Origin of the sequence: Salinilacustrithrix flava, assembly GCF_041228405.1 — a bacterium.
GTDB lineage: Bacteria > Actinomycetota > Acidimicrobiia > Acidimicrobiales > Salinilacustritrichaceae > Salinilacustrithrix > Salinilacustrithrix flava.
The window spans coordinates 621,538-643,471 of sequence record NZ_CP133888.1; the positions used below are offsets into that span (position 1 = coordinate 621,538).

General features: G+C 71.0%; 25 protein-coding genes and 1 tRNA gene. 14 read left to right on the plus strand and 12 right to left on the minus strand.

The genetic code is table 11. The annotated features are described in order from the left end of the window. Window positions 1-47: 47 nt before the first annotated feature. On the minus strand, window positions 48-1,673 hold the full coding sequence (groL, locus tag RGQ06_RS02975; protein ID WP_432429812.1) for a chaperonin GroEL: 1,626 nt from the start codon (window positions 1,671-1,673) through the stop codon (window positions 48-50). Window positions 1,674-1,781: 108 nt separating this feature from the next. Beyond that, window positions 1,782-2,057 carry a ubiquitin-like small modifier protein 1 gene (locus tag RGQ06_RS02980; RefSeq protein WP_432429813.1) on the minus strand — a complete coding sequence of 92 codons (276 nt, stop codon included), beginning with the start codon at window positions 2,055-2,057 and terminating at the stop codon, window positions 1,782-1,784. A gap of 149 nt (window positions 2,058-2,206) precedes the next feature. Between RGQ06_RS02980 and RGQ06_RS02985 the strand changes: the two genes are divergently transcribed. Further along, the gene (locus RGQ06_RS02985) at window positions 2,207-3,088 is read left to right on the plus strand and encodes a glucosyl-3-phosphoglycerate synthase (protein WP_432429831.1); all 882 of its coding nucleotides are present in this window, start codon (window positions 2,207-2,209) and stop codon (window positions 3,086-3,088) included. On the opposite strand, the gene RGQ06_RS02990 is transcribed toward RGQ06_RS02985, so the two are convergent. Then, the gene (locus tag RGQ06_RS02990) at window positions 3,067-4,443 is read right to left on the minus strand and encodes an AI-2E family transporter (protein WP_432429814.1); all 1,377 of its coding nucleotides are present in this window, start codon (window positions 4,441-4,443) and stop codon (window positions 3,067-3,069) included. The genes RGQ06_RS02985 and RGQ06_RS02990 overlap by 22 nt on opposite strands. A 76-nt stretch (window positions 4,444-4,519) precedes the next feature. Between RGQ06_RS02990 and RGQ06_RS02995 the strand changes: the two genes are divergently transcribed. After that, on the plus strand, window positions 4,520-4,717 hold the full coding sequence (locus tag RGQ06_RS02995) for a hypothetical protein (RefSeq protein WP_432429815.1): 198 nt from the start codon (window positions 4,520-4,522) through the stop codon (window positions 4,715-4,717). Window positions 4,718-4,727: 10 nt separating this feature from the next. Here RGQ06_RS02995 and RGQ06_RS03000 read toward each other — a convergent pair whose 3' ends face one another. Further along, window positions 4,728-5,741, minus strand: coding sequence for a glycerate kinase family protein (locus tag RGQ06_RS03000; protein WP_432429816.1), 1,014 nt, complete (start codon window positions 5,739-5,741; stop codon window positions 4,728-4,730). 1 nt (window position 5,742) lies between these two features. Next, window positions 5,743-6,531, minus strand: coding sequence for a trehalose-phosphatase (gene otsB, locus RGQ06_RS03005; protein ID WP_432429817.1), 789 nt, complete (start codon window positions 6,529-6,531; stop codon window positions 5,743-5,745). Window positions 6,532-6,570: 39 nt separating this feature from the next. Here otsB and RGQ06_RS03010 point away from each other — a divergent pair, with 39 nt between their 5' ends. Then, entirely contained in the window at window positions 6,571-7,389 is an 819-nt protein-coding gene (locus RGQ06_RS03010) for a hypothetical protein (RefSeq protein ID WP_432429818.1), read from the plus strand. Between the two features lie 23 nt (window positions 7,390-7,412). Here the strand turns inward: RGQ06_RS03010 and RGQ06_RS03015 are convergent, their stop codons facing one another. Both RGQ06_RS03015 and RGQ06_RS03020 read right to left on the minus strand, forming a co-directional pair. Further along, window positions 7,413-7,979, minus strand: coding sequence for a LytR C-terminal domain-containing protein (locus tag RGQ06_RS03015; protein WP_432429819.1), 567 nt, complete (start codon window positions 7,977-7,979; stop codon window positions 7,413-7,415). Continuing rightward, window positions 7,976-8,242: a DUF3263 domain-containing protein gene (locus tag RGQ06_RS03020; protein ID WP_432429820.1), complete on the minus strand. Its 267-nt coding sequence runs from the start codon at window positions 8,240-8,242 to the stop codon at window positions 7,976-7,978. Before RGQ06_RS03020 ends, RGQ06_RS03015 begins: the two co-directional genes overlap by 4 nt. Window positions 8,243-8,831: 589 nt before the next feature. Between RGQ06_RS03020 and RGQ06_RS03025 the strand changes: the two genes are divergently transcribed. The 7 genes from RGQ06_RS03025 to istB all read left to right on the plus strand — a co-directional run bounded on the left by RGQ06_RS03025 (window position 8,832) and on the right by istB (window position 15,398). Continuing rightward, a complete protein-coding gene (locus tag RGQ06_RS03025) occupies window positions 8,832-9,011 on the plus strand; it encodes a hypothetical protein (RefSeq protein ID WP_432429821.1) in 180 nt (59 codons plus the stop codon). Then, complete coding sequence (locus RGQ06_RS03030) at window positions 9,008-9,394, plus strand: hypothetical protein (protein ID WP_432429822.1); 387 nt, start codon at window positions 9,008-9,010, stop codon at window positions 9,392-9,394. The genes RGQ06_RS03025 and RGQ06_RS03030 overlap by 4 nt, the downstream gene beginning before the upstream one ends. Before the next feature lie 353 nt (window positions 9,395-9,747). After that, the gene (locus RGQ06_RS03035) at window positions 9,748-10,518 is read left to right on the plus strand and encodes a hypothetical protein (RefSeq protein ID WP_432429823.1); all 771 of its coding nucleotides are present in this window, start codon (window positions 9,748-9,750) and stop codon (window positions 10,516-10,518) included. Next, window positions 10,515-11,264 carry a hypothetical protein gene (locus RGQ06_RS03040; RefSeq protein ID WP_432429824.1) on the plus strand — a complete coding sequence of 250 codons (750 nt, stop codon included), beginning with the start codon at window positions 10,515-10,517 and terminating at the stop codon, window positions 11,262-11,264. Before RGQ06_RS03035 ends, RGQ06_RS03040 begins: the two co-directional genes overlap by 4 nt. Before the next feature lie 678 nt (window positions 11,265-11,942). Further along, a complete protein-coding gene (locus RGQ06_RS03045; RefSeq protein WP_432429825.1) occupies window positions 11,943-12,287 on the plus strand; it encodes a sigma factor in 345 nt (114 codons plus the stop codon). A gap of 868 nt (window positions 12,288-13,155) precedes the next feature. Next, complete coding sequence (gene istA, locus RGQ06_RS03050; RefSeq protein WP_432430655.1) at window positions 13,156-14,640, plus strand: IS21 family transposase; 1,485 nt, start codon at window positions 13,156-13,158, stop codon at window positions 14,638-14,640. Further along, window positions 14,637-15,398 carry an IS21-like element helper ATPase IstB gene (istB, locus tag RGQ06_RS03055; RefSeq protein WP_432430656.1) on the plus strand — a complete coding sequence of 254 codons (762 nt, stop codon included), beginning with the start codon at window positions 14,637-14,639 and terminating at the stop codon, window positions 15,396-15,398. The genes istA and istB overlap by 4 nt, the downstream gene beginning before the upstream one ends. A gap of 704 nt (window positions 15,399-16,102) precedes the next feature. Here the strand turns inward: istB and RGQ06_RS03060 are convergent. After that, window positions 16,103-16,477 carry a hypothetical protein gene (locus RGQ06_RS03060; protein ID WP_432429356.1) on the minus strand — a complete coding sequence of 125 codons (375 nt, stop codon included), beginning with the start codon at window positions 16,475-16,477 and terminating at the stop codon, window positions 16,103-16,105. A gap of 16 nt (window positions 16,478-16,493) precedes the next feature. On the opposite strand from RGQ06_RS03060, the gene RGQ06_RS03065 reads away from it, so the two are divergent. The 3 genes from RGQ06_RS03065 (at window position 16,494) to RGQ06_RS03075 (ending at window position 18,287) form a co-directional block, all read left to right on the plus strand. Further along, window positions 16,494-16,865: a hypothetical protein gene (locus RGQ06_RS03065; protein ID WP_432429355.1), complete on the plus strand. Its 372-nt coding sequence runs from the start codon at window positions 16,494-16,496 to the stop codon at window positions 16,863-16,865. A 129-nt stretch (window positions 16,866-16,994) separates the two neighbouring features. Further along, window positions 16,995-18,170 (plus strand): tyrosine-type recombinase/integrase, encoded by a 1,176-nt coding sequence (locus RGQ06_RS03070; RefSeq protein WP_432429354.1) that lies wholly within the window; start codon window positions 16,995-16,997, stop codon window positions 18,168-18,170. A 44-nt stretch (window positions 18,171-18,214) separates the two neighbouring features. Further along, window positions 18,215-18,287: transfer RNA gene (locus tag RGQ06_RS03075), tRNA-Thr, on the plus strand. A gap of 5 nt (window positions 18,288-18,292) precedes the next feature. Here the strand turns inward: RGQ06_RS03075 and sigH are convergent. From sigH to RGQ06_RS03095, 4 genes are all read right to left on the minus strand, one after another. Further along, window positions 18,293-18,946 (minus strand): RNA polymerase sporulation sigma factor SigH, encoded by a 654-nt coding sequence (sigH, locus tag RGQ06_RS03080; protein ID WP_432429353.1) that lies wholly within the window; start codon window positions 18,944-18,946, stop codon window positions 18,293-18,295. Window positions 18,947-19,081: 135 nt separating this feature from the next. Continuing rightward, window positions 19,082-20,035: a 23S rRNA (guanosine(2251)-2'-O)-methyltransferase RlmB gene (rlmB, locus tag RGQ06_RS03085; protein ID WP_432429352.1), complete on the minus strand. Its 954-nt coding sequence runs from the start codon at window positions 20,033-20,035 to the stop codon at window positions 19,082-19,084. Beyond that, window positions 20,032-20,496, minus strand: coding sequence for a 2-C-methyl-D-erythritol 2,4-cyclodiphosphate synthase (ispF, locus tag RGQ06_RS03090; RefSeq protein ID WP_432429361.1), 465 nt, complete (start codon window positions 20,494-20,496; stop codon window positions 20,032-20,034). The genes rlmB and ispF overlap by 4 nt, the downstream gene beginning before the upstream one ends. A gap of 14 nt (window positions 20,497-20,510) precedes the next feature. Further along, window positions 20,511-21,176 carry an IspD/TarI family cytidylyltransferase gene (locus RGQ06_RS03095; RefSeq protein WP_432429351.1) on the minus strand — a complete coding sequence of 222 codons (666 nt, stop codon included), beginning with the start codon at window positions 21,174-21,176 and terminating at the stop codon, window positions 20,511-20,513. A gap of 98 nt (window positions 21,177-21,274) precedes the next feature. On the opposite strand from RGQ06_RS03095, the gene RGQ06_RS03100 reads away from it, so the two are divergent. Continuing rightward, entirely contained in the window at window positions 21,275-21,934 is a 660-nt protein-coding gene (locus RGQ06_RS03100) for a Crp/Fnr family transcriptional regulator (protein ID WP_432429350.1), read from the plus strand.

Genomic DNA, 21,934 nt, shown 5'->3' on the forward strand with positions numbered 1-21,934 from the left:
ACGTGGGGCTCCCCGCAGCGACGGAGGAGCGAGGAAGCCCGATGGACTCAGAAGTCGTCCATGCCCCCGGGCATGCCGCCGCCGGCGCCGCCCTTCTCGGGCTTGTCGGCGATCACGGCCTCGGTGGTGAGGAACAGGGCCGCGATCGACGCCGCGTTCTGCAGCGCCGAGCGGGTCACCTTGGCGGCGTCGATGATGCCGGCCTTGGTGAGGTCCTCGTAGTTGCCGGTGGCCGCGTTGAGGCCCTCGGACGAACCCGACATGGCCAGCACCCGGTCGACCACGACGCCGCCCTCGAGGCCGGCGTTGCGGGCGATCTGCTTGAGGGGCTCCTGCAGCGCGTAGGCCACGATCTTGGCGCCCGTGGCCTCGTCGCCGACGAGGTCGCCGACCAGCTGGTCGACCTTGGCCTTGGCCCGCAGCAGGGTGGTGCCGCCGCCGGCGACCACGCCCTCCTCGATGGCGGCCTTGGTGGTGCTCACCGCGTCCTCGATGCGGTGCTTCTTCTCCTTGAGCTCCACCTCGGTGGCCGCGCCGACCTTGAGGACGGCGACGCCGCCGGACAGCTTGGCGAGGCGCTCCTGGAGCTTCTCGCGGTCGTAGTCGGAGTCGGTGTTCTCGATCTCGGCCTTGATCTGGCTGATGCGACCCTGGAGGTCGTCATCGGAGCCACCACCGTCGACGATGGTGGTCTCGTCCTTGGTGACGACGATCTTGGCGGCGGTGCCGAGCAGGTCGAGGGTCGTGTTCTCGAGCTTGAGGCCGATCTCCTCGGAGATGACCTGGCCACCGGTGAGGACGGCCATGTCCTGCAGCATCGCCTTGCGGCGCTCGCCGAAGCCCGGGGCCTTGATGGCCACGGCCTTGAACGTGCCGCGGATCTTGTTGACCACGAGGGTGGCGAGGGCCTCGCCCTCGATGTCCTCGGCGATGATGGCGAGCGGCTTGCCCGACTGCATGACCTTCTCGAGCACCGGGAGCATGTCGCGGACCGCGGTGATCTTGGAGGAGACGAGGAGGATGTAGGCGTCGTCGAGGACGGCCTCCATGCGGTCCTGGTCGGTCACGAAGTACGGCGAGATGTAGCCCTTGTCGAAGCGCATGCCCTCGACGAGGTCCATGTCCATGCCGAAGGTCTGGCTCTCCTCGACGGTGATGACACCGTCCTTGCCGACCTTGTCGATGGCCTCGGAGATCATGGTGCCGATCTCCTCGTCAGCGGAGGAGATCGAGGCGACCTGGGCGATCTGGCCCTTGCCCTCGACCTCGACGGCCAGCTCCTTGATGGAGGCGACCGCGGTCTCGACAGCCTGCTCGATGCCCTTCTTCAGCGACATCGGGTTGGCGCCGGCGGCCACGTTGCGCAGGCCCTCGCGGACCATCGACCAGGCGAGCACGGTGGCGGTCGTGGTGCCGTCACCGGCCACGTCGTCGGTCTTCTTGGCGACCTCCTTGACCAGCTCGGCGCCGATGCGCTCGTAGGGGTCCTCGAGGTCGATCTCCTTGGCGATGGAGACGCCGTCGTTGGTGATGGTGGGGGCGCCCCACTTCTTGTCCAGCACGACGTTGCGGCCCTTGGGGCCGAGCGTGACTCGGACGGCGTCGGCGAGCTTGTTCATGCCGGCCTCGAGCGAACGGCGGGCTTCGCTGTCGAACGCGATCATCTTGGCCATGTGTCGACCTTCTTTCTTCGGCGGTTAGCAGTCCTAGACAGAGACTGCTAACAGCCAAGCACGTTGCGTTAGCAGTCGCAACATCCGACTGCTAACGCCGTGCCCAGGTCAGCCTCCCGCCACCGCGGGGATGATGGCGACGGTCTCCCCGTCGGGCACCGGGGTCTGGAGGCCGTCCATGAAGCGGACGTCGTCGTCGGCCACGAACACGTTCACGAACTTGCGAAGGTTGCCGTCGTCATCGAGCAGGCGGTCGGTGAAGCCGGGGTGGGCGGCGTCGAGGGACTTCAGCACCTCGCCGACGGTGGCGCCCTCGACCTCGACCTCGGACTTGCCGCCGGCCATCGGGCGGAGGGTGGTGGGGATGCGGACGGTGGCGCTCATGACGTGGGGTTCCTCGGGATCGGGGGTGGCGACGGGGCCGGACGGACCGGCTCCTTCGATGCTAACGAGTCGCCCTCTTCGGGCATTCCCCGTCGGGCGCAGGTTGGTGGTCGGCCTCGCGCAGGGGGACACTGCTCGACGTGTCGACCATGCTGCGCACGGCCCACGGTGACTTCGACCCGACCGGGATCGCCTCTCGCAAGGGCGACCGGACGGTCGCGGTGTGCCTCCCGGCGAGGGACGAGGAGGCCACGGTGGGCACCATCGTGGAGACCCTCCGACGCGACCTGCAGGAGGAGGTGCCGCTGATCGACGAGCTGGTGGTCGTCGACGACCACTCCGGGGACGCCACGGCACGGGTCGCGCAGGATGCCGGCGCCCGGGTGGTGGACGCTCGGACCACGCTGCCCGCGTACACCGGTGCCGGCAAGGGCGCCGCGCTGTGGAAGTCCCTGCACGAGACGACGAGCGACCTGGTCGTCTGGGTCGACGCCGACATCACCGAGTTCAGCTCCCACTTCGCGGCCGCCCTCATCGGGACGCTGGTCGAGCACCCAGAGGTGTCGTTCGTCAAGGGCGCCTACGACCGGCCCCTCGTCGAGGGCGAGGGCGGCGGGCGCGTCACCGAGCTGGTCGCCCGACCGGCGCTGGCCATGCTGTTCCCCGAGCTCACCGTGGTCGCCCAGCCACTGGCCGGCGAGTACGGCGGGCGGCGAGAGCTGCTCGAGCGGCTGCCGTTCGTCCAGGGCTACGGCGTCGACATCGCCCTGCTCATCGATGCCCACCGGTCGGTCGGCATGGCCGGGCTCGCCGAGGTCGACCTGGGCGTGCGGCGGCACCGCAACCGCACGATCGGCCAGCTCGGCCCGCAGGCGGCCGAGGTGCTGCGCGCCGCCCTGGTCCGCGCCGGGGTGCCCACGGGAGACGAGCACCTGACCCTGCGCCGCCCCGGGCTGGAACCGCTGGCGCTCGCCCACGACGAGCTCCCTCCCCTGGTGGAGCTGGAGACCTACCCGCGCCGCTCCGACTGACCCTCGGGCACCGGCGCGCGGTCGGCGGGGCGCTCCTCGGCCAGCCGGTGGTCGACCTGCTCCTCCACGCCGATCTCGTCGTTCACGTAGTCATCGAGGGGCTCGAGCGGGCCGTGACCACCGAGCGGTGGCCCGGTGTCCATGGCGATGACCTCCTCGACCGGCACCTCGAGCACGTAGACGGCCCAGAGGTGCCCCACGATGACCTTCACGGTCGCAGCGACGGGCACGGCCAGGACGAGTCCGAAGAACCCGCCGAGGGTGCCGCCGGCGAGCAGCGCCAGCATCACCACGGCCGGGTGGAGGCTGACCGTGCGCTGCATGACGAGCGGGCTGATGAAGTGGTTGTCGATCTGCTGGGCGATGGTCATGATCGCCGCCACCCACAGCGCGGTGCTGAAGTCCCGGGTGGTGAGGGCGATGATCACGCCGGGCACCGCGCCCACCCACGGGCCGATCAGCGGCACCAGGTTGAAGGCCCCGGCGATCATGCCCACGATGAGCCAGAACGGCAGGTCGATGATCGCCAGGCCGACGCTGACCATGATCCCCACGATCACGGCGACCGCGAGCTGGCCGCGGAAGAAGCCGCCGATGGCCACGTTCAGGCGGTGCGCGACGTGGAGCACCTGGTCGCTCGCGGGGCGGGGGATCAAGCGGCGCGACACCTCGCCGATGTGGGGGAGGTCGACCAGCAGGTAGAAGGCGATGATCGGGGCGAGCACGAAGATGAGGCCGACCTCGAAGATCCGGGTGCCGATCTCCCGGGCCCGCGTCAGCTGCTCGCCGATGCCACCCTGCTCGGGGAACTGCTCGCGGGCGTCGGCCGCGACGCGGTCGAGGTCGGCGGCGAGCACCGGCTCGTCGTTCATCTCGAGCTCGTCGGCGGCCCGCTCGATGACGCGGTCGAACTCCTCGTTCTGGGCGGAGTCACCCCCGTTGCCGAACTGGTCCCGCAGCTCGTCGACGTTGGGGATCTCGATGAGCCAGTTCCCGTCCTTGGACTGCTCGGACAGGTCGTCGAGCCAGTCCTCCATGTCGGCCCGGAGCTCGGGCCACTGGGCGGACAGCTCGTCGGCCTGCTGGCTGATGAGCGGTGCGACCAGGAAGCCGACCGCGACGAGCAGGCCGACGAAGCCGAGGTAGCTCAGCCCGGTGCCCGCAGCGCGGGGGACGCCCTTGCGCTGCATGCCGGTGACGATCGGATTGAGCAGGAACACGATGGCGCCGGCGAGCACCAGGGGCGGGAACACGACCCGGAACTGCCAAGCGATCCAGAACACCAGCGCGAAGGCCGCGGCGACGCCGAGCAGCGACCAGGCCACCCGGCCCGCGACGGCGAAACGCTCCCACATCGGCCGCACGGTACCGGACCCCTCTCGATTCCGGCGCCAGCCCGCACCGGTGGACGCCGGGGCCTACCCTCGCGCCATGGACGACCGCACCGAGCCGCCGACGTCGACCACGGGGCTCGTGCCCAAGATCGTGCTCGCCGGCATCGCCGTGTTCGTCGCCCTCACGGTCATCGGTTGGATCGTGGGCGCCATCATCGCCGTGCTGCGGACCCTCGCCATCGTGGCGGTCGTGGTCGCGGTGATCTGGGCCGTGCTCGCCGCTCGCCGCGACTGAGCCGGACCCCTCAGCTCCGGGCGGCCAGCACGTCGGCGACCACCTGCTCGACGCAGCCCACGGTGTCGGACATGGCGCGCTCCCGACCGAAGCGCTCCACCAGGGACACGACCTCGGCGATCCCGCACTCCCGGACGGCGGCGTGCACCGAGTCGAGATCGACCTCCTCGCCGACGACCGCCACCACCGGCACGCCGAGGTCGGCAGCCAGCTCGGCGACCCCGCCGACGACCTTGCCCTCGAAGGAGGCATCGTCGAGGAAGCCCTCGCCCGTGACGACCAGGTCCGCCCCCTCGACGGCCTGATCGAGCTCGAGCTCGTCGGCCACGAGGGCGAAGCCGTCGAGCAGCTGGGCCCCGATGGCGGCGAGCCCGCCGGCGAGGCCGCCGGCGGCGCCGGCGCCGGGGAGGTCCCGCACGTCGACGCCGTGGTCCTCGCGGTACACGTCGGCGAGGCGGGCGAGGCGGTTGGTGAGCAGGCGCACCTGGGCCCGGCTGGCGCCCTTCTGGGGGCCGAACACCTCGGCCGCGTCGAGGAACCGGGTGCGCACGTCGCAGGCGACGAGCAGCTCGACGGCCCGCAGGCGCTGGTGGGGGTAGAGGGCGCGCAGCGCACCGAGCCCGCCGTCGGTGGTGGCCGACCCGCCCAGACCGACGATGACCCGCGTGGCACCGGCTTCGACCGCGGTCTGGATCAGCTCCCCGGTGCCGTGGGTGTCGGCCGCGATCGGGTCGTTGCCCTCGGGGCCGCCCGCGAGGAGCAACCCCGACGCCCGGGCCATCTCGATGACCGCCGTGCCGCGCTCGTAGCGCCACCCGGCCTCCACCGGATCGCCGAGCGGCCCGGTGACGACCGAGGTCCGGTTCGGTCCGCCCAGCACGTCGAGCAGGCCGTCGCCGCCGTCGGCCACCGGGATCTCGTCGCAGCGCCACCCCGCCGCACGGGCGGCGCGACCGACGGCCGCGGCCACCTCGGCGGCCGTCGCCGTGCCGCGGAACTTGTCGGGTGCGGCGACGACCCGCACGTCAGGCCAACGGCCCGAGCGCGGCGAGCACGGCCTGGGGGCCGTCCAGGACCAGGTCGGCCGCGGCGGCCACGTCGTCGTGCAGCTCGTCGGACGCGATGGCGACCTTGCAGGTGGTGACGCCCCCCTCGGCCAGCTGATCGAGGGCAGCGAAGGCCGGGAGGTCGCCGAGGTCGTCGCCGAGGTAGGCAACCGTCGAGCACCCCTCGCTGAGCGCGAGGACCGACGTGCCCTTGTCGACGGCGAGCGGCGGGTGGAGCTCCACCGAGCGCTTGGCGGCCCGGGCCTCGAGGCCGGCGCTGCGGGCCACGTCCTCCGCCCAGGCCAGGACCTCGGCCTCGGCCTCGGGGACCTCGCGGAAGTGCACGGTGAGCGACAGGCCCTTGGACTCGACGAGCACGCCCGACGGCAACCCGGCGCCGCTCGCCGCCACCTCGGCGATCACCGAGCGCCACCGGTGGGCGTCGTCGTGGTCCGCGTCGACCCCGTCGATGCGGGTCTCGAGCCCGTACACGCCCGAGAGGTCCACGCCACCGCCGACCCGGTCGACCAGGAAGGCGCGGGGCCGGCCGCTGACGACGGCGATGCGACGGAAGCGGCGAGCGAGCTGCTCGAGCAGCTCGACGGCCCCGGCGATGGCCGTCGCCGACGACGGGTCGGGGACGATCGGGGCGAGGGTGCCGTCGAAGTCGAAGAACAGCGCCGTGCGGGCCGGCTCGGCACCCACCACGGCCCGCAGGTGCTCCTCGGCACGGCGGCCGGTGAGCGGGTCTTCGCGGGCGTCGGGCACGGCCCGACCGTAGTTCCCCTCCTCTGTCACACTGCGCCCGTGATCCCGTCCCGCCGCCTCCGACGCGCCGCTGCGGCCAGCGCCCTGGTGCTGGCCCTCACCGCGTGCGAGGAGCACACCGTGGCGGTGCGCTTCGAGCCCGAGGTCGGCGACGTCCACCGCTTCCGCGCCGACATCGAGACCGAGGTCGTTCGCACCGTCGACGGCGTGACCACCGACGAGGACGACGACGCCACCCTCGACGCCACCCAGACCGTGCAGGCCGTGACCGACGACGAGGTCCTGGTCCGGGTCGCGCTGCAGCGCGACGACGCCGCGCCCCGCACGGTCGACGTCCGCCTCGACCGCGCCAGCCGGCTGACGGCCATCGACCTGGTCGAGGGGGTGCCGGCCGAGGCCCTGGGCCTGGACGTCGCCATGGACCTCCCGGCCGACATCGCCAGCCCGCCGACGGGCCCGCTGGAGCCGGGCGCCCGGTGGGAGATCCTCCGCGAGGTCAGCCTGGACGGCCTGTCCCGGCCGGTGGTGGTGCAGGGCCGCGGCCGCATCGACTCCCTCGGCGTGGAGGACGGCCGAGAGGTCGCCGTTGCCGTGGTCGAGCTCGACGTGCCGGTCCGCACCATCATCGACACCGAGGCCGGCCGGGTGCGCCTGATCGGGACGCAGCGCACGACCTCGGAGACCGCCTACGACCTCGGTGACGGCGCCATGAACCGCGATCGCACCGTCACCGAGGGCACCGTCGAGGTCATCGCCGAACCGCCGGCAGGCGTCGATGCCGAGCCGCTGCGCGGAGACATCGACTACCGGATCGTCACCCGCACCCGCCGGCTCAGCGGGCCGGTGACGCCGGCCTGATCCCTGACCTGATCGCCGGGGCGCTACCCGGCCGCGAGGTCGGGGCCGAGGTGCACGAGCACGTTGGCCAGCTGCAGGTCGTCGACCGGTGCGACGGCGGGCATCGGCGTGACCGAACCCTCCGGCGCGCCGATGGCGGCGGCGAGGGCTTCGGCCTCGGCCTCGAACCCGGTCGTGTAGTACACGACGGTCGAGGGCACGCGCTCGGCGTTGGCCGGTGTCCCGGTGACGTAGCCGAGGGCCTCGAGGGCGTCGGTGGCCCCGCCGGCGGCGCCGTTCACACCCGAGCCGTTGGCGACGAGGACCTTCACCTCGGCAGCAGGGCGGGGCGCCTCGGTCGTGGTCGTGGTGGTGGCGTCGGGATCCCCGTCACCATCGTCGCCCCCGTCGGTGTCGTCGACCTGGCCCGCGGTGTCGGAGCCGACCGCGACCTGCGTGGTGGCGGCATCGTCGTCGCGCAGCAGCAGCACGCCGATGACGACGGCCACGACCACGAGGATCGCGCCGCGCACGACGGAGCCCTGGGCGGCGGGGGCCTTGGGGGGTGGCTGCCGACGGCGTCGCCGCGGCTGCTCGGACTGTTCGCTCATCGGAGCCTCCGGCGGCGGGTCGGACCGACGTAGCGACGTCGACGGCGATCGGCCCGGGCCCGGCGCAGGCGACGGACGAGGAGCGGATCCAGGTCCAGTGCGTCGGGGTGGTCGATCACGGCGTCGAGGCGCCGGTAGTACGCCGAGGGAGACATCTGGAGCTGGGTGCGGATCGCAGCGCCCTTGGGCCCCGGTGACTGCCACCAGGCCCGCTCGAAGTCCAGGATCGACTGCTCCGTCGGCGTGAGGTCGGTCAGGGGCATCCCCACCATGGTGCGTCCCGGGCCTCGGTGGATCAAGCATCGACCACTTCGCCGGGTCGGGAACGAGGCCGTTGGTACGCTGCTCGGGCCGCCCGAGTAGCTCAATCGGCAGAGCACCTGTCTTGTAAACTAAATGTGATAGTCTATTCGGTCCGCTGAGGGTCCGGCGTCACTCTCCGTGACTCTCGCCGTGGGGCGGGTAGGAGCCGGTTCGCCGCTGTGCTCTCCGACTGACCGACTCAGGCTGAAGGTTGTCTACGGGCGGCTCGTGCTCCGGTGCGGGCCGCTTCGACGCGCCCGCCCACGGTCACGTTCTCCGCCCGCCGCGCGATCTGACGCGCGATGAGCCGGCACGCGCCCGGCGGGTAGCGCGCCTGGGAGTCTCGTGCTGCCCGAGTTCGCCCGCCGGCCGAGGTCGGCATGGTAGAGGGAGCGGCTTATACACCCGGCCGCACACGCCCGTCAAGAAGTTTCTAAGGCGAGCGACTTCCCGGCCCGATGTACAGGGCATCCACACCCACCAGATCGGACACACCGTGTGTTCCATTCGGTTCCGCTAGCCCGACACCCAAAGCAAGGACTTCCCGCCATGCGCTCACCAGACCAGATCATCGCCAACATCGCCAGCCACCAGCAGCAGCTCGACCGGCTCCTGGCCGAGGCCCGAAAGCCTTTCTCTCCGCAGGACGTGTACTGGGGCATCAACGACTTCCGGGCCGAGATCGCCGAGATGAAGACCGAACTCGCCGAGGCGGTGTCGGCACGATGAACCATTTCGAGAAGATCGCCACGCCCATCGGCAAGGTCCACAAGGGCGACATCATCGCCACGCCGCACCAGGTCCGCGACCCGAAGCCGACCGCAGTCCTCGTGACGAAGGACGCCTTCACGTACGAGGACCCGTTCGCCGGGCACGAGCGCCGCACCACCGCCAACATCCGCACCACGTTCTGGTACTCGTCGCCGCACAACTGGGAAGGCTCGGTCCAGTACCACGGCCGCCCGCACGAGAGCATCACCGTCCTCCGCTCCACGTCGCCCGAGGCGGAGGCGCTGTCCGTCGTCGCCGGCCTCAGCGGAGACCACGGCGCCCTGCTCGACCTGGCCGAGACGATGGTCCAGTGGGAACACGACGCCGAGGCACCGTGGTGAGCGACACCGACACCGCCGACTTCATCTGGGGCACGCTCGTCGTGGACTGGGTGGACGTGCCCGGCCCGTACGCCATCCCGGTCTGGGCCCGGTTCCCGACCCGACAGCCCGGACCGTCGAGCTCGTGCGGGCGTTCACCGGGCCGAAGGTCAAGGACGCCCGCTTCGTCCGCGACGGCCGCCGGGACGACGTGCTGTGCCACGTGGTCCTCTGCGACGCCGACGGCGGCCGGGTGCTCGCCGGCACGTTCGGCCACGACGGCACCCACGACCTAGCCGACGCTCGCCGAGTTCGCGATGCGAGCGGGCCCGGCATGGTCACCGCATCCACACCCACACCCATGGAGTTCCAGCATGAGCACGCTCACACCTATCAGCACTTCCCGTTCGCACCGCACGACCCGGCACCTCCAGAGCATCGAGGCGCCCGACCTTTTCGACCTGGCCCGCACCATGAGCGTGGCCGTGGACATGATCGTCCCGTCGTCGTCCCGCAGCCTGGTGACGGTCCGCTCGGTCAGCGTCACCGCCAAGCCCACGCCGCAGCCCGCACCGGGCACGCCGTCCGCGCAGCAGCACCCGCACGGGCCGGGCATGGGCACGCCCGTCCTGTCGCAGGGCATGACCCTCCGCGACGTGTGGCGCTGGCGCGACGAAGCCGAAGCCCTCGTCGGACCCGACCCGCTCGGCCGGATGCTCCTGTGGCGGAAGCACGAGGACGACCCGGTCGAAGCGGACCGGTGCCAGACGTGGCAGCGGGCAGGCGACTCCGAAGGGTACGGGTGGCTCAAGGTCCCGAACCAGAGCAAGGCCAGCGAGTTCGGCATCGACCTGGACGAGCTCGCCGGGCTCGACGCCCGCGGCCGCAGGAAGATGTGCCGGCTCGCCGGGACGACGCTCTCCGGCATCAGCACGAGCATGTTCGCCCACCGGGTGATCTACCTCGCCCGAGGCGGGCACCTCGCCGACGGCGACGTGGTCAGGCACCTGTGCCAGAGCAACCGGCTGTGCGTGCGGCACCTGATGGGCGGGACCCGCAGCGATAACACGGCTGAACTGGTGCGGGAGAACCAGGCCCGGCTCGCCCTCGTGTACCAGCAGCAGAACGGTACGTACCTGCCGTGACACCGACCACCGACACCGACCGCACCATCGCAGAGAAGAAGGACACCAGCATGACCAACACCGAGACCACGCCCGACATCGACATCGACGAGCGGGCCGACCGGAACCCGCGGCCCGACTGGGAAGAAGAGCTCTCGGCGTGGGAGCGGATGTACCGGCCGACGCTCAGCCGGCGCGGCTCGTTCGCCTACCCGAAGAACCTCGTGGACCCGGAAAAGTGGGCCAAGTTCACCATGACGCCCGAATGGGTCAGCATCGCCAGCAAGGGCTACGACAGCGCCGTCAAGCTCGACCAGGTGCTCGGCCGGTACGGAGCGGACAACGCCGAAGGATGGTGGGTCAGCCAGGAGAACCTGACCATCAGCCTCCGCGGGTGGCGGCACGACAAGCTCAGCAAGAACTTGGCGTTCCTCGTGGCGATCGGCCGGCTCGTCGTCGTGCCCGACAAGAAGGCGAACCGGGCTGCGACATACTACCTGAGCGACATGCCGGTGTCGAACGAAGCGATGAGGACGGCCGCTCACTGCATCGTCACCGACGACGTGTGGTCCGACGAGAAGGACTGGAGCGGGTGCCGGCTCGCGTGCCACACGATCACGGCCGAGGCCGTCGACGAGGCCATCGCAGCGGGTGGCCCGAACTCGATGCGGTCGCAGTGGCCGGAGTGCTTCGCCGAGTGGGCGTTCGACAGCAGCGTCACCGTCACCGAGGTCGAGGACGACGACCGGTTCGAGCCGCTGTTCTAGGCACCACCGTCGTCGCCCACGGACCCGCACCCACTCTGGTGCGGGTCCTTTCGCGTCCGGAACCGTGTCGCCAGCCCGACCGGGCCGAAGCACGAGATGACACGAAGGTTACCGGGAGACACGTCAGGACCACTCCTGACGTTCTTGCATCCCCGTGCACAAAGGTCAGGACGGGACGCGAACCCGCCAGGACCAGCACCTACGGCATGTCAGGACAATTACTGATAGCCCTGGACGGATCGCCATCCTCTGAGAGCCACGATGACAGCCAACACTGACAGCCGCCGGCCCGGCTGCGCCGCTGCCGGCGTGCGGCTTTGGCTGACGCTGATGAACCTAAAACCTGAACGATGGGACGTCACGCAGAAAGAGCCGTCGTGATGGTCGGAGCAGACGGACGACGTCGCGGTCGGGATCGACGTCGCGTACTGGGGAAGGTCAAACGACGCGGGTACGGGAGACCGGAGAAAGACGGTGCGTGTGGTGTCGTCGGAGCAGAGAACGCGCGCGAGCCTCCAGCGTCTCACCATTCCGTCTGTGCGCGGCCGACAGCGTCTCGGTGCGAGATCCTGCACGAGCCACCCAGAACGTCCGTTCGAGGGCTTAGACGGGCACGTTCGGACCGGCTCATGGACACGCGCGGCCAGTTCCCGCACGCCGACCAGGAGCCTGCGCCAGGTGGCGTTGGTCGGACTATGGCAGGCGAGCATGCGCTACGAGCCGTCTGCGGGTGCAGCGTTCTCGACGTACGCGGTGACGATGATCGAGGGCCGGGTCATGCACGAGCTCCGCAAATACCGGTGCGAGCGGCCATGCGACGGACGCCCGCAGGTGGGTTGGGCGGCCCGACTACCTGGACTCCGGCCGGGAGATCGTCCACGACTTCGGGTCGCACGACGACGACCCGGTGTCCAAGGTCGTGGTCGAGCAGATGTGCCGTGCTGCTGCCGATGCCGTCACTGCCGAAGAGGTCGAGCTCGTCGCAGCCAGGCACAGCGGAGAGAGCTACCTGAAGATTGCTAGGCGGGTCGGGCGGAACCGGTCCGAGCTCCCTGCCGACATCGAGGTTGCGAGGGGCAAGCTGCGTGAGGCGCTGCGCCCGTGGACGGAAGCTGCGCGCCGCCGCCAGCACCCGCACTCCCGCAGGCGCGTCGGAGCGGGCACGTGCGGACGACGAAAGCCATCCCGCAACCCTTCCCGCATGGCTTCGTGGAACCCTTCCCGGAAGGGTTCCCGGAACCCTTCCAAGTGGCCTTCGTCGAACCGTTCGAGAAGGGATGCGAGTAGGCATAGACGCCGCTCATGCCGGGCCGACCGCCCCGCGTGGCTCGTGGGCGTCCTCGCCGCCGTCGTGCCCGTCGTGCTGCTCGTGGCCGCCCTCGTGGTCGCCGGACGGCGCCACGGCCGCAGGACGTTCCTCCGGCTCCGTGCTCGGTTCGGGGGCAGGCGTACTCGCAAGCAAGCAAGCAAGCACAAAGCCGACCTAGCCGCCGGGCAGCGGACCGTGATGTCGGAGTTCGTGGAGGCCGTAAGAACGGCCGAAGCGCAAGCCGAAGCGGACGCGGTCGCACGAATCGCCGAGCACGGCCGCACGCACTGGCAGGCGAACGCATGGCTGCTGGAACGGAAGCACCCGGAACGCTGGCGTCGCCGCGGCCGGGTCGGCGAGTCGCAGGCCTGCTCTGGTTGCTCTGATCGGAAGTGTCGGCGGCCATGAGATCGTGCCCGGTGGCGGCCATGTAGCTGCCCGGCGGTGGCCAGCAGTTCTGCCCACTGGCGGCCAGGGGTTCTGCCCGCGTTGATGTCCGCTCCTGTCCGGGGTCCGCCCGGGTGGGGTGCTCCTCCCACTCGACTGCTCGTTGCTGACGAAGCCATCGAGCAGGAGGAGCAGGTGAAGTCTCGCGAGGAGATCATGGAGATACTCGAAGCGTTCGACCTGACAGGGTCGTTCCGGGATGCCGGCGAGCTGGCCGGTTGTTCGCATCACACCGTCGCCGCCTACGTCGCCAAGCGCGATGCCGGGCTGTTGCCGGGCGAGGGCGCGGTGCGGCGGGAGCGGATCATCGATCCGTTCTTGCCGAAGATCGAGGAGTGGGTGGAGCGCTCCCAGGGCAAGGTCCGCGCCGATGTCTGCCACGACAAGCTGCAAGCGCTCGGCTTCGACGGCTCGGACCGAACGGTCCGCCGGGCCGTCGCCGACGCGAAGCGCAGCTTCCGGTCGGGTCGGCGGCGGGTGTATCGGCCCTGGATCCCGGAGCCGGGCATGTGGGCCCAGTGGGACTGGGGCACGGGCCCGGTCATCGACGGTCGGCCCACGAACCTGTTCTGCGCGTGGTTGGCGTGGTCCCGGTTCCGGGTGGTGATCCCGACCTGGGACCGGACGTTGCCGACGGTGATCGCCTGCCTGGACCGGGCCATGCGCGCCTTCGGCGGCGCACCGACCTACTGGCTGACCGACAACGAGCGCACGGTCACGATCGACCACGTCGCCGGCATCGCCGTCCGTCACCCGCAGATCGTCGCGGTCGGCGGGCACTACGGCATCACCGTCGCCACGTGCGTGCCCGCGGATCCAGAGACCAAGGGCGGCTCGGAGGCAACGGTCCGGATCGCGAAGGCCGACCTGGTCCCGACCGACGCGAACCTGCGGGCCGACTACACGTGCTGGGCCGAACTGGTCGAGGCGTGTGAGCAGCTGATGGACGAGGTGAACGGCCGGGTTCATCGGGTGACCCGGCGGGCGCCGGTCGAGATGCTCGCCGAAGAACGCCAGCGGCTGCACCGGCTGCCCGAGCGGCCCTACACGACCGTGCTGGGCGAGACCCGCAAGGTCTCCTGGACCTCCACGATCAGCTTCGGCGGCGTCACCTACTCGGTCCCTCACCAGCTCGTCGATGAGACCGTGTGGGTCCGCGTCGACGGCGACGAGGTCGTCGTGTGTCACTGCCCGCCCGCCGGTGTCACCGAAGTTGCGCGACATCGCCGGGGCACCCCGGGCACGCCAGTGATCAACGACGCCCACTACCCACCACGGCCCGACGGACCGTTGGCTCGCAAGCCGAAGCCGACGAGCGCGGCTGAGACCGAGTTCCTGGCCATCGGCGAAGGCGCTCGCAGCTGGCTGGTCGAAGCCGCCGCTGCCGGCACGTCCCGGGTGAAGGTGAAGATGGCCGAAGCCGTCACCCTCGCCCGCCTCCACGGGACCGGCCGGGTCGACTGGGCCCTCGGCCACGCCGCCACGTTCGGCCGCTTCGCCGAGGGTGACCTGGCTTCGATCCTGGCCGCCAACCCACCCGGCCAACGCCGCACCGCCGACGACGTGCACTCGCTCCAGCCCGGCACCGGCGCCTGGCACCAGCTCGGAGGCGACCGATGACCGCGGCACCGATCGACGAGGTCGTCGACCTGCTCCGCACCCTCCGGCTGCCCCACATGCGCTCCGCGGCACCGGAGCTGTTGGCCACAGCCAAGGCGCAGCGCTGGGAACCCGCCGAGGCCATGCGCGCCCTGCTCGCCGAGGAGCTCGCCGGACGCCAGGCGTCTTCGATCCGGGCCCGGCGCAAGGCCGCGGGGTTCCCGACCGGGAAGACCTTCGACGTGTGGGACGAGGGCCTGTCATCGATCCCGGCGCCGACCCAGCGGGCACTGCGCACGCTGGAGTGGGTCGACCGGCACGAGAACCTCGTCGTCTGCGGCCCGTCCGGCACAGGCAAGACCCACTTCCTCGAAGCACTCGGCCAGGCCTGCGTCGACGCCGGCCACAAGGTCTCCTGGTTCAGCCTCGAGCACCTCGGCGCCCTCGTCCGCCGCCACGGCGCGGATGACACCGCAGGCCGGGCGATCAAGCGGATCATGCGCGCCGACGTGATCGTGATCGACGACATCGGCCTCCTACCCGTGACCACCGAGACCGCCGAAGCCCTCTACCGGGTCGTCGACGCCGCCTACGAGAAACGCTCCATCGCGTTGTCCTCGAACCTGCACCCGGCCGGGTTCGACGAGCTCATGCCCAAGACCATCGCCAACGCCACCGTCGACCGACTCATGCACCACGCACATGTCGTGCTCACCGCCGGCGACAGCATCCGCCTCACCCAAGCGACCGCCGGCAAGGGGGTGACGCCTCTGGCCTGACGAGCTACGGGCAGAACCCCTGGCCACGGCTGGGCAGTTCTGTTGGCCACGAGCGGGCAGGTCTGCTGTCCGTCACCGGGCACGTCCTACTGACCGTTGACAGAGCGACGGCCATCGCGCGAACGGGTGCGCACGCGTGCGTCGCGATGGGTGCGCGACGCGTGCGGGGGAACGTGCGCAAACACGGAGGCATGCTCGATCGACCGCGGGCTGAGGTTTGCGCCACCGTGCGGGGAAGGGTGCGCAGCCTCTGCGGGAGCGGCGCGCTAGGGCGGGGCACCAGCCAGCTCGACGAAGGGCGCCGCTCGCTGTCAAGCACCGAAACGGCATGCCGGGGCACCGTGTTGGTCGTCGCGAACTCGGGTCGGCGAACCGAGCGCGGAACTCCCTGCATCGCCGCCAAGATTCTCCGACGGTGTGTCCCGGCTGGCGAGGTCTGCGGTCCGACGATGATTACCCCGCGAAAGCGCGAATCCGCCCCAGAATCGGCCCCCTCGCCGGGCGCCTACAACCCTCTCCTCTGCCCACGCTCTTCTCGGAGCGACGAGCTGGGCGCTGAGTGAGGCTGCCTGGCCGTCCGGAGCGAACGGCTCGGCCGCGCAGCGTCACGGTTCCGTGCGCTCTCCGCTTCGCGTCGAGCGACGGCACAGGACGACACCCGCTCCGGGCGGAGGCGTGTCGCCAGGCACCACCAGACCGCCCATCTACTTGCCCCGCCGCACCACCTTGCAGCTCGCTTCGTCGCCGTGCTCGCCGATGCCGCAGTCGAGCTCGACCTGCCACGTGCGGCCCCCCGGATCGACCTCGTCGTCGAACGTGACGCTGCGAACCTCCGCAGGCGTCGAGAGCTTCGCCCTATCGAGGCCGACGATGCGGTCCCCCTGGCGCAGGCCGCTCGGGTGCCACACCGCGAGCAGCCACGTGGTGCCCTCGTCCTCGATGATGCTCGTCGTGTCCTCGTCCATGCGATCGAAGTAGCCGGCACCCTCCACGCCGAGCGCGGGCGTGCACGACGACTCGACGACAAACAGCCTGTCGCTCTGTCCTTTATCGCGCGGGCCGGCTACTCCGATCGGCATGCCCACACCTTCCCCCGTGCCGAAGAACATCATCATGCCGATAGCCGTCATGGCGTCCGGGAGGCTGCGGGCGAAGTACCCGGCCGCTTCCGTCAAGGTGTCGTACGCAGTGCTCGCCGCGGCCATGGACGCGGACCTGGTCCTCCCCGTCCGCCAGGCGATCTACACGAGCGGAGCGTTCGACTGGATCGGCGAGTTCGACGACGGCGACCGCTCCGTCCTTGCCGGGCAGATGGCGCACGCGATCGGGTGCTGCGAGGACTGCGTGGCCGACACGTGGACTCGCTGGCGCATGGTCGCCTACACGCGTATCCCGGACACGGTCCGGTTCGTCGAGCCTGACCGGACCGTCGGCGAGTACGAGGACGAGGGCGGCGACGATGTTTGAGCAGGAGCTCGCACGCCACGCACGCAGCCAGCCTTCCCGTGTCCCCCTCTCCAGTTACGAAACCACGCTCCGCGTGAGGCGGGCCGCTCGCCGCAAGCGCATCCGCAGCACCCGCCGGAGCCGGTAGTCGTGCCCGTCAAGAACGCTTCGATCACACGCCGCCGTCTGCCCGGCTCCGGGCCCGGTCGTGTTCGCTGGGATGTGCGCTGGCGCTCACGCTCCGGCCGCGTCAAGACGAAGACGTTCGCCAGCAAAGGCGCGGCCCGCGAGTTCGCCGATGCCACCGAGGCGGCCAAGGCGAACGGCGGCGAACTGCCCGACGCAGGCGACCGGACCGTCGGCGACGCGGCGGCCGTGTGGATCGACGAGGTCCGCTCGTCAGCACGGACCGCCAAGACGATCGACAACTACGAGTCGGTGCTCCGCACGCACGTCGTCCCCGAATGGGGGACGTGGCCGCTGAAGAACGTCCGCAAGAGCGACGTGCGCTCCTGGCTCGCACGAATGGACAAGCACGGAGCAGGGCTGTCCACCCGCAAGCAGTCGCGGACCGTCCTCCGGCTCGTCCTCGGCCTCGCTGCCGACCGCGGGTGGGTCGGCAGCAACGCTGCCGAAGGCATCCGTGTCGAAGGCGCGCCGGTCCGCCAGGAGATGCTTTTCCTGACAGCGGACCAGCTCGTCGCCCTCGCCGACGCCATGGACGAGGAGCAGTACCGGGTCCTCGTGATGGTCGCGGGCACGACGGGCCTCAGAGCCGCTGAGATCGCCGGCCTCCGCGCCCGCTCCGTGGACCTGCGGACCGGCACCATCACCGTGTGTGAGACGTTGGTGGAGGTCGGCGGCCGGCTCGTCCAGCAGGAGCACACGAAGACGAAACGGAACCGAGCCGTCCCGGTCCCGGCGTCGCTTCTGCCCGACCTGGCCGCGCTCGTCAAGGACAAGCAGCCCGGCGACCGCGTGTGGACCAGCCCGACCGGCAGCGACCTGCGCCGGTCGGCGTTCATGGCGAAGCACTACAAGCCCGCTGCGGCGAAGGCCGGCCTGCCGCCCGAGCTCCGCTTGCACGACCTGAGGCACACGGCCGCAGCCATCCTCATCTCGCTAGGCGGGCACCCGCTGAGCGTCAAGGAACGGCTCGGGCACTCGTCGATCGAGATCACGCTGAACACGTACGGCCACCTGTTCCCGGCTCTCGACGAGCAGCTCACCGGTAAGGTCGATGACGTGCTTCGCAGCGCAAAAGAGTCTGACGGTGCAGATATCGGTGCAGATGAGGCCGACGTCGACTCTGACTACGATGCGTAGCCCAACCCGCTGACCTGCAAGTACGCGCCGGAAAGCGGGTCGCCGCCCGAGTAGCTCAATCGGCAGAGCACCTGTCTTGTAAACAGGAGGTCGCGAGTTCGATTCTCGCCTCGGGCTCGCCGTCAGACCGCAGTCGCGAGCGGCTCGTCCTCGTCGAGCTTGCCGTCGAGCTTGCGCTTGATGCGCTGCAGGGCGTTGTCGATCGACTTGGTGTGGCGGCCGAGCTGGTCGCTGATCTCCTGATAGCTCTTGCCCTCGACGTAGAGGCGCAGGACCTCGACCTCGAGGCCGGAGAGGAGGGCGTCCATCGAGGCGTGCATCTTCTGCATGCGCTCGTCGGCGACCACGGTGTCGCACGGGTCGGCGTCGGAGTGGCTGACGAGGATCTCGTCGATGACCGACTCACCGGCCTCGTCGCCGGGGCGGACGCCGGAGATCGACTGGTACTGGTTCAGCGGCTGGTGCTTCTGGCGGGTGGCCGTCTTGATGGCCGTGATGATCTGGCGCTTGATGCACAGCTCGGCGAAGGCCCGGAAGCTGGCCTGGTGGTCCGGCGAGTAGTCCCGCACGGCCTTGTACAGGCCGATGAGCGCTTCCTGCTCGACGTCGTCGGAGTCGCCCCCGATGAGGAAGTAGCCCCGGGCCTTGGCCCGGGCGAAGCGTCGGTAGCGGCTGATGAGCGCCTCGAGGACCTCGGGTTCGCCGTGGCGCTGGTAGCGATCGACCAGCGCGGCGTCCTCGGTGTCCGGGGCGATGGTGGTGCGACGATTCCCCACGTGGTGCGTTCCCTGCGTCGGTGGTTCCCTGGTGTAGCGCCTGCCCATCCGATCCATGGCCCGATCGGACTAGTCAAAGTGTGACAACCGCAACGGTCTTGTGTCAATCACGCTTGCAGTAACCCCCGGTACGACCTACTCGAGCCCGCGCTGGCGCACCACCTCGTAGAGGGCGAGCGCCCCGGCCACGCTGACGTTCAGCGACTCGGTGCTCCCCCGCATCGGGATCGATGCGACCACCTCGCAGCGCTGGCGGACGAGGCGGCCGAGGCCCTTGCCCTCCGAGCCGACGACGACGATGACGGGGCGATCGACGGGCGGCAGCGCGTGGAGGGACACGTCCCCGGCCATGTCGAGGCCGATCACCAGCGCACCCTTCTCGGTCGCTCCGGCCAGGGCGGCGGGGAGGCCGCCGACGATGGCGAAGCGCAGGTGCTCGATCGCGCCCGCCGCCGCCTTGGTGACGGCCGGCGACACGTGCACCGCACGGTGACGGGGCAGAACGACGCCGGTCACCCCGGCGCACTCGGCGGTGCGCAGGAGGGCGCCCAGGTTGCCCGGGTCGGTGACGCCGTCGGCGGCGAGGAGGAAGGGTTGGACGCCGTCGCGCACCTCGAGCAGCTCGTCGATGTCGACCGACTGCAAGGGCGCGGCCGAGGCGATCACGCCCTGGTGCGAATCGGTGCGGGCGACGGTGGCGAGCTTGGACCGGCCGAGCTCGCGCACCGGCACGTTCAGCTGGCGGGCGAGGTCGAAGATGTCCTCGAGCACGGGGGCATCGGCGCGATCCGTCGACACGACGACCTCGTGCACCCGCCGCCGACCGGCGACGAGCAGCTCGCGGACGGCGTTGCGACCCTCGACCTGGTCGCCGCCGAGCTCGTTCGTGGCGCGCTTGCGCTGGCCGCCGCCGCCCCCACCGCCGGCGGCGCCGGTGCGCCCCTTGGACCTCCGGGCCGGCGCCCGGCCGGGAGTCGCCGAGCGACCCGTGGGCGGTGGGCGTCGTCCGCCCTTCTTGCCTCCGGCACCCGGCTTCCCGCCGCCTCCGGGCTTGCCGCCGCCTCGTCCGCCTCCGCGCCCTGCGCTCATCGTGGGTCCTCTCGTTCGACCATGGCGACCGCCCAGCAGGCGATGCCCTCGTGGCGACCCAGGGCGCCGAGGCCCTCGGGACGCTTGCCCTTCACCGTGACCGGGCCACCGGCCGCGTCGCTCAGCCGGCGCTGCATCTGCTCCCGGCTCGGACCGATCTTGGGTTCGTCGCAGACGACGGAGCAGTCGACGTTGGCGACGTGCCAGCCCGCGGCCCGGATCTCGTCGCCCACCGCACGCAGCAGCTCGATGCTGTCGGCGCCGGCCAGCGCCGGGTCGGTGTCGGGGAAGTGGGAGCCGATGTCGCCGAGCCCGGCGGCGCCGAGCAGCGCGTCGGCGCAGGCGTGGGCGATGACGTCCGCGTCGCTGTGGCCGACGAGGCCTGGACCGGGGAACGTGACGCCACCGAGGACCATCGGCCGCTCGGGGTCGTCGCCGAGGGGGTGGACGTCGAAGCCCATGCCGACGCGACCGGTCACGCCGGGGCCCCCTGGCCGCTGCGCGAAGCGAGCGTGAGCTCGAGCGCGACGCGATCGCCCGGGTGGGTGAGCTTGACGTTGGTGGTCTCCCCGAGCACCACCTCGACCGTGCCGCCGGCCGCCTCGACCAGGGAGGCGTCGTCGGAGGCGTCCGCCCCCGATGCGTGGGCGGCGCGCAGGACGGCAGCGGCGAAGCCCTGCGGCGTCTGGACGGCGACCAGCCCGTCGCGGTCCACCGCGCCACCGGACCTCCGGCGGAGCGAGTCGGTCACCGCGACCCCCGGGACCACGGCGTCGGCGCCGGAACGGACCGCCTCCACCACCGCTCGGAACAGCGCCGGACTGGCTGCGGGTCGGGCCGCGTCGTGCACCAGCACGACGGCGGCGTCGTCGGGCACGGCAGCCAGGCCGTTGCGCACCGACGCCGACCGGGTCTCCCCGCCGGCCACGACCGAGTCCGCGTCGGGGATGGGCCCGTCGACGTCGGCGGCCGGCACGACCACGACGATGCCGTCGGACACGGACCGGGCGGCGGCGAGCGACCAGTCGATGGTGCGCCGGCCGGCGAGCTCCACGTACTGCTTGGGGCCGCCGAAGCGGGTGCCACCGCCCCCGGCGACGACCACGGTCCACACCGGGGCAGGAGCGGTCGGGGCAGGCATCACAGGGAGCGTACGCAGCAACCGGCGCCTCCTCGCATCCGGCCCCGACCGCGACCCTCCTGCCCGATCCGGTGACGTTTGGCATAGATTCAGACCTCGTGGCCGACCGTGACCTCCTCGCAGCCTCCGCGCTCTTCTCGGGTCTCACCGAGGGTGAGCTCGACGACGTGGTCCGGGCCGCCACGACCCGGGACCTCCGTCGGGGCGACGTGCTGTTCTCCGAGGGCGAGGAGTCCGAGGAGCTGTTCCTCGTGGAGGGCGGGCGCGTTGCCATGTCGCAGCGCTCGGTCGACGGGCGGGAATCCGTCATCGCCCTGATGGAGCGGGGGGACCTGTTCGGCGAGATGCCGCTCTTCGACGGGCTCGGCCGGTCCACCGAGGCCCGTGCGCTCGAGCCCTCCGTCGTCACCGTCGTCCCCTACGAGCCGGTGCAGAAGATCTACGAGGAGCGACCCGCCCTGCTGTGGCTGGTGGTGGCGCTGCTGTCCACCCGCCTGCGCATCACGGACTCCGCCCTCGCCGACTCGGTCTTCCTCGACGTCACCGGGCGCACCGCCAAGCGCCTGCTCGAGCTGGCCGGCGACCAGGACGAGTTCACCCTCCCGGTGACCCAGGAGGAGCTCGCCGGCATGGTCGGCGCCTCCCGGGAGCGGGTCAACAAGGCCATCGCCTCGTTCCTGCGCCTCGGCTGGCTCGACCAGCGCGACCGCCGCTACCGCATCACCGACCGCGAGCAGCTCACCCGCCGGGCCACCTGA

Bases quoted from the DNA above. Each gene is read 5' to 3' on its own strand.
- RGQ06_RS03035 (WP_432429823.1), top strand. From the start codon at position 9,748: ATGAGCACGCTCACACCTATCAGCACTTCCCGTTCGCACCGCACGACC.
- RGQ06_RS03025 (WP_432429821.1), top strand. From the start codon at position 8,832: ATGCGCTCACCAGACCAGATCATCGCCAACATCGCCAGCCACCAGCAG.
- RGQ06_RS03030 (WP_432429822.1), top strand. From the start codon at position 9,008: ATGAACCATTTCGAGAAGATCGCCACGCCCATCGGCAAGGTCCACAAG.
- RGQ06_RS02985 (WP_432429831.1), top strand. From the start codon at position 2,207: ATGCTGCGCACGGCCCACGGTGACTTCGACCCGACCGGGATCGCCTCT.
- RGQ06_RS03020 (WP_432429820.1), bottom strand. From the start codon at position 8,242: ATGCCCCTGACCGACCTCACGCCGACGGAGCAGTCGATCCTGGACTTC.
- RGQ06_RS02990 (WP_432429814.1), bottom strand. From the start codon at position 4,443: ATGTGGGAGCGTTTCGCCGTCGCGGGCCGGGTGGCCTGGTCGCTGCTC.
- RGQ06_RS03015 (WP_432429819.1), bottom strand. From the start codon at position 7,979: ATGAGCGAACAGTCCGAGCAGCCGCGGCGACGCCGTCGGCAGCCACCC.
- RGQ06_RS02980 (WP_432429813.1), bottom strand. From the start codon at position 2,057: ATGAGCGCCACCGTCCGCATCCCCACCACCCTCCGCCCGATGGCCGGC.
- istB (WP_432430656.1), top strand. From the start codon at position 14,637: ATGACCGCGGCACCGATCGACGAGGTCGTCGACCTGCTCCGCACCCTC.
- RGQ06_RS02995 (WP_432429815.1), top strand. From the start codon at position 4,520: ATGGACGACCGCACCGAGCCGCCGACGTCGACCACGGGGCTCGTGCCC.
- rlmB (WP_432429352.1), bottom strand. From the start codon at position 20,035: ATGAGCGCAGGGCGCGGAGGCGGACGAGGCGGCGGCAAGCCCGGAGGC.
- ispF (WP_432429361.1), bottom strand. From the start codon at position 20,496: ATGGGCTTCGACGTCCACCCCCTCGGCGACGACCCCGAGCGGCCGATG.
- RGQ06_RS03060 (WP_432429356.1), bottom strand. From the start codon at position 16,477: ATGCCGATCGGAGTAGCCGGCCCGCGCGATAAAGGACAGAGCGACAGG.
- RGQ06_RS03095 (WP_432429351.1), bottom strand. From the start codon at position 21,176: ATGCCTGCCCCGACCGCTCCTGCCCCGGTGTGGACCGTGGTCGTCGCC.
- groL (WP_432429812.1), bottom strand. From the start codon at position 1,673: ATGGCCAAGATGATCGCGTTCGACAGCGAAGCCCGCCGTTCGCTCGAG.